This window comes from Sebaldella sp. S0638, assembly GCF_024158605.1.
Lineage (GTDB): Bacteria > Fusobacteriota > Fusobacteriia > Fusobacteriales > Leptotrichiaceae > Sebaldella.
In genome coordinates, this window is the sequence record NZ_JAMZGM010000009.1 from 14438 (window position 1) to 25888 (window position 11451).

Below are 11451 nucleotides of genomic sequence, written 5' to 3' on the forward strand. Positions count from 1 at the left end.
ACCTCCTTGTTTTTTTTGCTGACTTCTAAAAGTATCTGTATCTGCAAAACCTGCAATAATCCATTTCTTGACCGACTGATCTAATTTATAGACTGGATTTAGTATTCATAGCAATACTTTTGAATTCATTACAATTTTATAATAGAAAATTGAGAATGTCAACTATTATAAATACTTTTGTTATCAAAGTAATGCGTTTTTTCTGATCAAACTGCATATTTTTCCAGATTTTGGCTTTTCAAATTTATTTTCATAACATAAAAATATCTTTTCTATTTTTAATTTTCAGGCGGCAGATATATAAATCCTTAATTTTCACGGCATTATGTAGACATAAAAATACACTTATTTATACTTTATAACGTTTGATTGTAGATTTTTTATTGATTATTTTCTGTAAATATTGTAAAATATCTCTAGTACGTTAGTTACTTAAAAATATTGTGTTTTAAAAATTTATGAGGTGATAAATATATGAAGAAACTTTTGATTTTGGGTATGATGCTTTCAGTTTTCATGCTTACTGTAGGTGCAGAAAAATTTTCATTTAAGGATTATGATCCTAAATCTCCGTCTGTTATCAAAGTAAGAGATTCTATCAGTAAACTAAATGGAAACAGTATTGATTTTCCCAGAATAAGTGCAAAAAATCCTAAAGCAACAAAGTCTATCCAAAAATCAATGGATAAATTCGTAAAGAAAATGACTGGTGATAAAAACGGAAAATATTACGTTACATATGACATCACTACTAATAACAGCAAACTTGTAAGCGTTCTTTTTACAGTAGACAGAACAGATCTTAAGGATAAAACAACTGAGACTTATTACAGCGCACTTACTTTTGATCCTGTAACAGGTAAAGAATTAAAACTTGGAGACCTTCTTGTAAGCGGATATGAAAAATCTCTTGGTACGGTTTTCGGTGATAAAGTAGTTCAATTAAGTGTTCCTGTGAACGCATCTTTTGATGGTCCTGCTAAAAAACAGGAATTCTATGTACAGAATACAGGAATCGTGTTTTTCTTTGAACCATACAAATACACTGATTTCGCAGATGGTCAGGTTTTTTTACCTTTTGAATTAGCTGATTTAAGAGGACTTTTAAGATAAATTATATATTCAGGGGCTTCTTAGCTCCTTTTTTTATAGGGGGAATTCATGAAAAATACTAAATGGAATTTTAAAAAAATAAACAATGCTGAAATTGCTAAAAATAACGAGCTGCCTTTGGATAAGGATATTTTAAGTATCCTCTATTCCAGAAATATCTCAAATAAAAAAGATATCATCGAATTTTTGAATCCCAGTCTTTCTAACATTCAGGATCATTATCTGCTGAAAGATCTGAAAAAAGCCGTTGATATTATTTCTAATGCAATGAAAAACAATAAAAACATCTGGATTTACGGAGATTACGATGTAGACGGAATCACATCCACTTCTTTACTTTATCTTACTTTCAAGAAACTGGGATATGACAGCATTAATTACTATATTCCCATACGTGATGAAGGCTACGGTCTGAATAAAAACGCCATTGAACAGATAAAGAATTCCGGCGGAGATCTTATTATCACAGTGGATTGCGGGATTACTTCATTTGAAGAAATAGATTTTGCCAATTCTCTTAAGCTTCCTGTTATTATTACAGATCACCATGAGATAAATAAGAAACTCCCGAAAGCCAGCGCCATAGTTAATCCAAAGAGAGAAGACAATGAATTTTCTTTCAAATTTCTTGCCGGTGTGGGAACTGCATTTCTTCTTGCCGCAGGATTATTTGAAGAAGCAGGGCGTAAAGACGAAGTCTACGGTTTTCTTGATCTTGTTGCTGTAGGAACTGTAGCCGACATTGTTCCGCTGGTTCAGGAAAATCGTATTTTTGTGAAATTTGGTCTTGAGCAGCTTCTTCATACAGAAATCACCGGCTTAAAATATCTGTGTTCCCTTATTTTTGATCCCGAAAAAAAAGAATTTACCACTTATGATATAGGCTTTATTCTTGCCCCTGTTTTTAATGCCGCAGGAAGACTAAAAGATGCAAAAATGGTGGTAAAACTTCTTACCACTGAAAACAAAAGGGAAATCGAGATTATATCAAAGGAACTTATCTCCAAAAATAATGAAAGAAAAGTCTTACAGGAAAAAATCATTGCAGATGTAGAAGAAAATATACAAAAAAATTCGCTTAATGAAAATTATGTAATTGTTGATTATTCCCCCGAATATCATCATGGGGTAATTGGTATTGTAGCTTCGAAAATTATTGATACATACTATAAACCTACTGTTATTATGGAAGTAAAAGAAGATGAAGAGATTGCCGTGGCTTCTGCAAGAAGCATAGAAGGCTTTAACCTTATAGAAGCTCTCCAGACTATGCCTGAACTCTTTTTGAAGTTCGGAGGACATGCCGGTGCCGCAGGATTTACAATCCCTGTGAAAAATATCAAGTCCTTTGTAAAGAAAATAAATGATTATGCAAAGAAAAAACTTGATGAAAATGACTTTGTTAAATTAATAAATATTGATAAAGAGATCCCTATACAGAAAGTTTCCTATGAATTTTACCAGATTATAGACCTGCTGAAACCTTTCGGCTTCGGGAATCCTAATCCTACCTTTGCAGTAAAAAATATTATACTCGAAAATATCAAGCATATCGGCCAGAATAAAAACCACCTTATGTTTGACATAAAAAAGAACGGATTTACTTCAAGAAATGCTGTATGGTTCGGTGCAGGGGATAATTTTAAGGATCTGAACCAGAATATTTTCTATGATCTTGCCTTTAAGCTGAAAGTGGAAGATTATATGGGAAAATCTTATACCAAAGTTTATGTTGACGATATAAAAAATTCCGAATTAAATAATGACCGTTATTCTTATTTTTATTCTTTGTATAATACTGTTTTCCCTCTAAAGTCGATATTTTATACAAATATTGAACTCAATCCGGATATTCCCCTTACTCCAAAAATGGACTTTGAACAGATTTCTCTTTTTCAGGGCAGTAAATTCGTGGGGAGACTTGACTATAATATCTCAAACATGCTGACTCAGCTTATAAAATTTTATAATTATACTTTTAAGATACAGATAGAAGGAATTCAAAAAACAGATATTCATTATACAGTTGATATTTTAATCAAAAGGAATTATGACTTTTTATCATATGCCTATAATGAAAAAAGGCTTTTTATAGACATCAAAAATTTTATTCTGGGTAATATGGAATATGACAGCTTCACTAAAACAGTCCTTGCAGCTTTTTTCAAAAGCGAGAAAAATCTTATTATCCCAAATGATAAAACATACAATTTCAAAAATGCTTTTTTGACTTTCGGTATATATTTTATGAAAAAAAACAATCTGAAATCACAGATTGTTACTTCGAGTAAAAGTCTTCAGTTTTCTGATACTTTTCTCCGGAATTACTATGATGTGAATAAGGATTATCAGGAAGGTTATCCTTTTACGGTATTTTTTAATACTGTACCGGAAACAGAAATCAATGAGAGAAATATTGTTATTTCTGATAACTACGAAAATGAAAATTATGAAAAAATAGATTTTGAATTTATTATACCGGAAAATGTAATTATAAAAACACCGAAAGAAATAATGAAACTGGAAAATGAAAAAAATATATTTTTCGAATTTATTCCGCTGAAAGAAAAACTAAAAATAAAAAAATTACTTGAAAACGGCGAGAAAATATATTCTGATAAAAGTATTTACGAAATTCTGTAAATACTGTGAATATGAAAAAACCTGTCCAAATACTAAGGTATTCAGGCAGGTTTTTTCTTTTATATTTGTTTTGTTGGAAAAATAGTTTATTCTATTCAATTTTATTTAGAAAATTCTATTTTCTTTTGAATAGATTCAGTTTAGAATTGTTATCAATCCCCAGAATCAGCGTTAAAACAAAAGCACCTATGACTGCAATAAGAACTCCTGTTATAATATAGATAAAACTGTCTGCATTGTAAGTAGGAAGCGATAAAATTCCCGGAAGTGCCGCAGCTATACTATATGCGTGAAAAACACTCATATACGCCGCTGCTGTTCCTGCTGCAAACAGTGCAGCATAAAACGGTTTTTTATATTTTAGATTATACCCGTACATTGCCGGTTCAGTAATCCCGAAAAGGGCTGAAAGAGCCGCAGAAAATGCTCCTGATTTCTCTTTTTTATCTTTAATAAGTATAAATGTCGCAAATGCTGCACCGGACTGTGCCAGATTTCCTGCAAGCAGAGCCGGAATAATAATTGTTTTCCCTGTTTCAGATAATTCCTGAACCATGATAGGGGTAATGGCATAATGCATGCCAAACATAACCAGAACAGGTCGGAATGCGCCCAAAAGAAATGCACCGATGAAACCAAACGAGGTGTATAATATTTTTACCCCCTGGGCTATATACATTCCGAGATAAGAGCCGACAGGCCCGATGAGAATTAATTCGAAAGGCACCATTATAAGAAGAGTAAGCATGGACGTCAAAATAATTTTAAACATTTCGGGAACATGCCTGTCTATAAACCTGTGAACATAACTTAAAATCCATACAGATATTATAATAGGTATTACTGTAGATTTATAATTAACATATAGTATAGGCAAGCCTAGAAAATCGAGAAACCTTACTCCTGTTGACGCTGCTTCTGCTGCTCCGTTCATAATCGTAGGGTACATATAAGCACCGGCTAATGCTACAGAAAGGTAAATACTGGTCTTGAATTTCTGAGCGGCACTAACAGCCAGAAAAAAAGGCATAAAGTAAAAGATAAGGTCTCCTGTCATTTTCAGCACAAGAAAAAAACCTGAATCAGGCTGTACCAGCCCGAAAGTAGATATTATCGCTGTAAGAGACTGAACCATCCCGCAGCCTACCAATATTGGAAGTACAGGGCTGAAAATACCCGAAATTGTTTCTATCAGCCTGTTTAGTCCAAATTTCTTTTTTTCCTGAGCAGAATCTGTTTTTCCCTGCTTACCTGTTTCCAGCATTTCTGAAAATTCGGCATATACTCCCGTTACTTTCCCCCCAAGGACAACCTGCAGCTGTCCGTTACTCATCTGTGCTTTTATAACACCATCTATTTTCTCAAGTCCGTCTATTGACATCTTTTTTTCATCAGTTAAATTCAGCCTTAATCTTGTGGCACAATGTGTTGCATTTGAGATGTTTCCGTTTCCCCCGACATTTTTCAAAATTTCTTTTGCTATTTCTTTATTTGTCATACCTATTTCTCCTCTCATCACCTTTAATAAAACAGTTTTATGAGTTTTCCCCGAAAAGTCTGTTATAAATTTTCTCCTCTTTCTGCAATTGTTTTTTTATACCAGTAATAACTGTCTTTTTTTATACGGGACATGTCTTTCAAATCATTGTTATCCCTGTTTACATAGACAAAACCATAGCGTTTATCCATTCCTTCCCTGCCGCTTACAAGGTCGATAAATGACCATGCCGAGTATCCGAAAACAGGATAACCCATACCAATACAGTCTTTGATCTGACTCAGATGTCTGCTTATATAGTCTATTCTGTAATCATCGTGTATCTTCCCGTCTTCCAGCCTGTCGTATGCTCCGAGTCCGTTTTCGGTAATAAGCATTGGAAGCTGATAACGGTTATATATGTCCATTACTGCTATCTTCAATCCTTCGGGACATATATTCCAGCCCCAGTCTGTCTGAGGAATATGTTCGTTTTTAACGATCTTATATATTCCTTCTTCTTCTGAAACGAATACTTCCCGCCCCCTGAGATTAATTTCTTCTTTATCGCTGTCTGCTGCTGTCTGGTTCATATAATAATTAACAGCAATAAAATCAGGAGGATTGTCTCTCATTAATTTCATATCCTCATCATTTATCTGCGGAAAAATGTCTCTGTCCTCAAGGTATTTACGATAAACAGGGGAATATTCACCTCTGCAGTTCAAATCAAGTATATAGTAAGTCGCCAGTTCATTAAACTCCATCGAAGCAATAAGATCAGCAGGAAGATTGCTGGCAGGAATTGCCGGCATCGGATTAACAACAGGTGCAATTTTGGCATCAGGAATCATTTCATGACACAGCTTTGTTACTCTGGCACCTGCCACACACATATTGTAGTTAGCAATCTGGGCATTCCGCTCATATTCAAGTCCTGTCATTTCTTCGGGAAATCCAATACGTTCAGGTATTTTCAACAGATGATCCTGCTCGTTAATTGTCAGCCAGTGCTTAACCCTGTCACCGTAATTTTCAAATAATATCCCGGCAAAATTAACATAATCATCAATACTTTCTCTGGACAGCCAGCCTTTATAATTATCTACAAGTGCTTTTGGATATTCAAAATGATAAATTGTAACAATGGGTTTTATTCCCGAGTCTGTTAATTTTTGAATCAGTCTGTTATAAAATTCCACACCCTCTTCATTTATATTCTTTCCATCAGGAAGAATTCTCGTCCATGATATTGAAAATCTATAAGAGTCTAACCCCAACTCTTTCATTAAATCTATATCTTCTTCAAATCTATGATAGTGGTCACTTGCAACCGAAAAATCTGTTATCCCTTTCTTGGGTTTTTTCAGGTCATGTACCGCTGTACCGCGTCCGCCCTCTTTAATTCCGCCTTCCACCTGAAAAGACGAAGTTCCTGCTCCAAAAAGAAAATTATCAGGAAATTTTTTTATTCTTTTATGATACATATTAAAAGTTCCCCCAATTCATATATTTCTATTAATTATTTTCATAATTTTATATATAGAATTATATGAAAAACATAACAAAAAAGCCATTCACTTTTTTTCCCGCCTGAACGTGAAAAAGAATGAACAGCTGTTTTATAATTTTTTCAGATATTACATAGATATTTTCTTTAATATTTCTTTTAATTCTTCAGGATTGAGCAGTTTTTTTATAATCAGGTAAAAATCTTTTATATCATTATTTTTTATATTATAACCTGAGACAACTATCGTTTTTATATCTCTTCCCTTATATCTGAGCGGATATTTAAAAATATAAGCTTTTATACAGCTCTCTTCATTATTATATAAAAACTCCGAAAACAATAAAACTCCTGAATCCAGAACAAAATCATAGTTTTTTTTATTACGTTTCAAACCGGAAAATTCTAAAAATTCATCTGTAGATTCCATTTTTCTATTAATTTTTACAAACATTTTTTCATTGATATATAAAGAGTAAAGTTTCTTACATCTTTTTTCCTCTATATTTCTGACAGCTTCTCCAATCTGCTCTTTCATTTTATAAATATCCTCGTTTTCTATTACAGTTCCGATCAATACCAATTCCTTATTCTGCAGCAGCATCTCTTTTTCTGTGGTGATAATCAAAGAATAGTCATCATCCTTATCTTCTGCTTTATATAAATACCGCGGAATTACTTTGAGAGAACAAATTTCATTCTGAAAATATTTATTGATACTGTGAACTGTTTTGTGGAGCATGCTCATCGGCAGATTACTGACTAATGCTGCTTTCACGGAACTGATTCTGCTTTCAAAATCTGTAAAATATAAGACTATATAAGCTATTTCCGAATCTGGAATTACATAATCAAATAAAGGTATAAAATATTCATAAATTATATGCATTGTCATTGGGTATTTTCTGGCTATTTCTTTTCTGAAATAATTCATATTATCATGACCATAATTAGTACGCAGCTTTAATTTATACATATGAATGAAAAATACCTCTCTGAATTTTTCATTGACTTCCAGCTTTAAAGATAAATCCTCTCTGACTTTTTTTATAAAAGTATCCAGTCTGCCGTTAATATCTGCGTACGCTTCCTCCAAATTGCACTTTTTTGGTACAGCACTGATTACATTACATTCATTTAGTTTTTTCTGACAGTATATTATTTCTCTGTCGCTAAGTTCGAATCCTATTTTTTCAAAAATCTTCTGCTTAATTTCCTGCATTAATGATGAAATCTGAACAGGTTCCTGATCTTCTTCTATGACAAAATTATAATAACTTCTGGCAATAGTGATCAATATGTAATTTTGAAATACTTTCATTGAATCGCCGGAAATTATGTACTGATGATTTATAAACGCTTCTTCCAGTATTGGGAATAGGCTATTGCTGAGATACACATAACCTTCTTTAAGTGATAAAATCTCAAGAATCGAGCTGTCTGTTTCCATTGTCTTAGACAGCAAATAGCGTTTCCTTGATTCGGAAGCTTTTATTCTCAGACCCTTTGACTGTGACACCTCTATATTTTTTCCAACTCTCCATGAGTCTTCCAGAACTTTTCTCACCGAAGATTTTGAGAGATAAAGCTTATCAGCTATTTTACCCATACTTATATAATTTTTCTCAAATAATAAAATAGTCAGAATCTCATTAATACGTCTGAATTCATCAGATTTCATTCTTTCTTCTTCTATTATTAAACTAATTTTATTTCTTGTTTTTTCAGTGAGGTTTTTAATAATATATCCTTTTTTGGAAACATATTCAATCTTTTCACCGTCTGGTAATATCTCATTAATATTTTTTATTTCCGTCTTTATTGTCCTCGTGGATACATTTAATATCTCTGACAGGAATACACTTGTAGTTTCCCCGTGCTTTCTTATAACATAAGACAATAATAAACGCTGTCTGTCCGTAAACACTCAAATCACTCCATCAAACCGCCCAGTCTCCCCTTTTTTATAATTTATCATAATTTTTTTGTTTATTCAAATTATCACATTAATTTTAAAGATATAAGTTAATTTACGGCATTCCGGCAGAAACTTCTAAAGTTCTAATTCCCCCTTTGCAGTAAGATCCCAAGTTAATGGTGTAACAGAAATAACTTTATCAAAATAAAGTGCATAAATATCACTGTTCTTCTCAATATTTTTAATATCTACATCTAATTTTGACTTTAATATATAACTCTCATTTAGATTTCTCTCTTCGGGCTTTAAAAATACAGAGTAATTATGCCTGCTTTGTTTTGTTACTCTATATTCTGTTTTTTCATTTGCTTCACGGGGAACATTTACATTTAATATTCTTATATCATCATTTAGTCCCTTATTCAAAATTAAGTCTGCTAGTTTTGTTATGGCGGCTTTTGCAGCTTTCCAGTCTATTTTACTGTAATCTGAGGAATGTTGTTTATTCAGAGGTACGCCTACCGATACCGCAATAGAAGGTATATTATGACTGTCAGCTTCATAAGCCGCCCCCACTGTCCCGCTGCAGCTTATAGATAACCCCAGATTTTCCCCGTAATTTATACCGCTTATACATAAGGACGGCTTTCTGTCTGCCAGCTCAAGGATTCCGTGGGATACTGCAAGAGCAGGTGAACCATGCACCCCATATGCTTCCTTTTCTTCTCCGTTTATTTTCAGCTTCAATTTTTCTATTTTCCCTGCATTTTCATTTTTTGGAAGTGAACGTCCCATACTGGACTGCTGAAATCTCGGTGCCGCTATCAAAACATCCCCTAACTTTGCCGCCGCTTCTGCAGCTGCCATTAATCCCGGCGAATTCACACCATCATCATTAGTAATCAAAATCAAAGGTCTCATATCTGACTCCTTAAATATTATATATTTATATTTCCGCCGGACTGCTTAATTTTCTTTATTAATTCCGGAATAATTTCGTAAAGATCGCCGCATACAGGATAATGAGCCATATCAAAAATTCCTGCATCAGGGTCTGTATTTATCGCAATTATATTTTCTACACCTGAAATCCCCGCCATAAACTGCACTGATCCGGAAACTCCGCATGTAATAATAAGTTTTGACCTCACAGCCTGACCTGAAAGTCCTATCTGTCTGTCATGCGCAAGCCATCCTTTTTCCACAATTCCCCTTGTTGCGGCAATTCCGCCGTTTAATACCTCTGCCAGTCCTTCAAGTAAATGGAGGTCTTCTTTTTTCTTTATTCCTTTTCCTGCCACTATAAGTATTTCCTTTTCCTGAATCCCTTCCTTTTTTTCAATTGGTATATTCTCTATCACTGTCATCCTGCTTTGCGTGAATTCACCGGCATTCTTATGTATAAATTCAATATCATTATTATAAACCGGGTCTGCCGGGGGGACTATATTATACCTTACTGTTGCGAACTGCGGTCTGGAATTCTCTGTTAGTATTTCTGCCATTATATTTCCGCCGAAAGCCGGTCTTATCTGCACCAAATCTGTATTTTCAAGGAGTTTTAGCTCTGTACAGTCTGCTGTAAGTCCCGTATTAAAATTAACTGCTGCCAGAGGTGCAAGGGCTCTTCCTTCCGGTGTTCCTCCGATTAATACTATAGACGGCTTTAATTCCAGAATACAGTCCGACACCATTTTTTCATATGAATCTGCCAGAAAATTTCCGTCTGTTTCATATAAAAAGACCTTTTTCAAAGGATAATTTTTCAGTTCATCTTTTATCCGGTCTGTGTTTTTCCCGACGGCAACGCCGTGTATATTATATCCGGTCTGCTTTGCCAGTTCTCCGGCTTTTCCTATCATCTGGTAACTCACAGGATGAACTTCTCCGTGAAAAGTCTCTATATACACCAGTATATCTTTCCAGTCTTCCTTATTTATTTTTTTTATTTCCCTGTTTTTAATTACAGTCATATTTTTTTCCTTTTCAGTTTTTTATGCTGTTTATTATTTCAAATATCCTGTCCGCAGACTCCAAAGCACTTTTTATCATTATATCCTGCTTTTTTGTTTTTACTGCGGGATATATCTTTCGTACTTTAGTAGGTGATCCTGATAATCCGTAGTTTTCTCTGTTTTTATCTTCAAGTTCGTCCAATGTAATAATTTTTATCTCTTTTTTTCTGGCTGCCATTTTCAGTTTAAGTGACGGAAGCCTTGGAATATAAATATTACGCTCCACTGATAAAAGGCAAGGATATGGTACTCTGATAACAGCCGTTTCCTTTTCCATGGTTTGTTCAACAGTTATTCCGTCTGTTTCCGCGGAGTTTATCTTTGACACCCAGTTAATTCCGGGAATCCCGAACCATTTCGCCAAGGCACCGCTTACCTGTGCAGTATCTCCGTCTGTTGTCTGTTTTCCGCAGATTATCAGATCATAATTATCGGTTAATTTCATTCCCTGCATTAGTGTATATGATGTAGCCAGTACATCTGCCCCTGAAAAACGCTTATCGCTGAGAAGATACCCTCTGTCTGCACCCATTCCGTATGCTTCCCTCATTACATCTGCTGCTTTTTCAGGCCCCATAGTAAATACATCAATATTTGCCTCTGTTGCTTCTTTTATCTGCAAGGCAGTCTCCAATGCAGGAAGATCATAAACATTTAAAACAGGCTCTATTCTGTCTCTTAGAATGACCCCTGTTTCAGGATCAGTCTTCCCTTCGGAAAATGCCGGAACCTGTTTTATACAAACTGCTATTTTCAACATATAAATCTCCTGTAT

General features: G+C 34.2%; 8 protein-coding genes. 2 read left to right on the forward strand and 6 right to left on the reverse strand.

The window, feature by feature from the left end:
* Positions 1 to 474 precede the first annotated feature (474 nt).
* On the forward strand, positions 475 to 1113 hold the full coding sequence (locus NK213_RS04245; RefSeq protein WP_253347040.1) for a hypothetical protein: 639 nt from the start codon (positions 475 to 477) through the stop codon (positions 1111 to 1113).
* A 48-nt stretch (positions 1114 to 1161) separates the two neighbouring features.
* Positions 1162 to 3756 carry a single-stranded-DNA-specific exonuclease RecJ gene (gene recJ, locus NK213_RS04250; RefSeq protein ID WP_253347041.1) on the forward strand — a complete coding sequence of 865 codons (2595 nt, stop codon included), beginning with the start codon at positions 1162 to 1164 and terminating at the stop codon, positions 3754 to 3756.
* A gap of 115 nt (positions 3757 to 3871) precedes the next feature.
* Here the strand turns inward: recJ and NK213_RS04255 are convergent, their stop codons facing one another.
* The 6 genes from NK213_RS04255 to NK213_RS04280 form a co-directional block, all read right to left on the reverse strand.
* Positions 3872 to 5254, reverse strand: coding sequence for a PTS transporter subunit EIIC (locus NK213_RS04255; RefSeq protein WP_253347043.1), 1383 nt, complete (start codon positions 5252 to 5254; stop codon positions 3872 to 3874).
* A gap of 62 nt (positions 5255 to 5316) precedes the next feature.
* Entirely contained in the window at positions 5317 to 6720 is a 1404-nt protein-coding gene (locus NK213_RS04260; RefSeq protein WP_253347045.1) for a glycoside hydrolase family 1 protein, read from the reverse strand.
* 153 nt (positions 6721 to 6873) lie between these two features.
* A complete protein-coding gene (locus NK213_RS20615) occupies positions 6874 to 8670 on the reverse strand; it encodes an HTH domain-containing protein (RefSeq protein WP_253347047.1) in 1797 nt (598 codons plus the stop codon).
* A 126-nt stretch (positions 8671 to 8796) separates the two neighbouring features.
* Positions 8797 to 9582 carry a 5'/3'-nucleotidase SurE gene (surE, locus tag NK213_RS04270; protein WP_253347054.1) on the reverse strand — a complete coding sequence of 262 codons (786 nt, stop codon included), beginning with the start codon at positions 9580 to 9582 and terminating at the stop codon, positions 8797 to 8799.
* Between the two features lie 17 nt (positions 9583 to 9599).
* On the reverse strand, positions 9600 to 10634 hold the full coding sequence (locus NK213_RS04275) for an electron transfer flavoprotein subunit alpha/FixB family protein (RefSeq protein WP_253347057.1): 1035 nt from the start codon (positions 10632 to 10634) through the stop codon (positions 9600 to 9602).
* Positions 10635 to 10647: 13 nt separating this feature from the next.
* Entirely contained in the window at positions 10648 to 11436 is a 789-nt protein-coding gene (locus NK213_RS04280; RefSeq protein WP_253347064.1) for an electron transfer flavoprotein subunit beta/FixA family protein, read from the reverse strand.
* Positions 11437 to 11451 lie beyond the last annotated feature (15 nt).

Coding starts and splice junctions, on each gene's coding strand:
- NK213_RS04255 (WP_253347043.1), bottom strand. CDS start 5,254: ATGACAAATAAAGAAATAGCAAAAGAAATTTTGAAAAATGTCGGGGGA.
- surE (WP_253347054.1), bottom strand. CDS start 9,582: ATGAGACCTTTGATTTTGATTACTAATGATGATGGTGTGAATTCGCCG.
- recJ (WP_253347041.1), top strand. CDS start 1,162: ATGAAAAATACTAAATGGAATTTTAAAAAAATAAACAATGCTGAAATT.
- NK213_RS04275 (WP_253347057.1), bottom strand. CDS start 10,634: ATGACTGTAATTAAAAACAGGGAAATAAAAAAAATAAATAAGGAAGAC.
- NK213_RS04280 (WP_253347064.1), bottom strand. CDS start 11,436: ATGTTGAAAATAGCAGTTTGTATAAAACAGGTTCCGGCATTTTCCGAA.
- NK213_RS04260 (WP_253347045.1), bottom strand. CDS start 6,720: ATGTATCATAAAAGAATAAAAAAATTTCCTGATAATTTTCTTTTTGGA.
- NK213_RS04245 (WP_253347040.1), top strand. CDS start 475: ATGAAGAAACTTTTGATTTTGGGTATGATGCTTTCAGTTTTCATGCTT.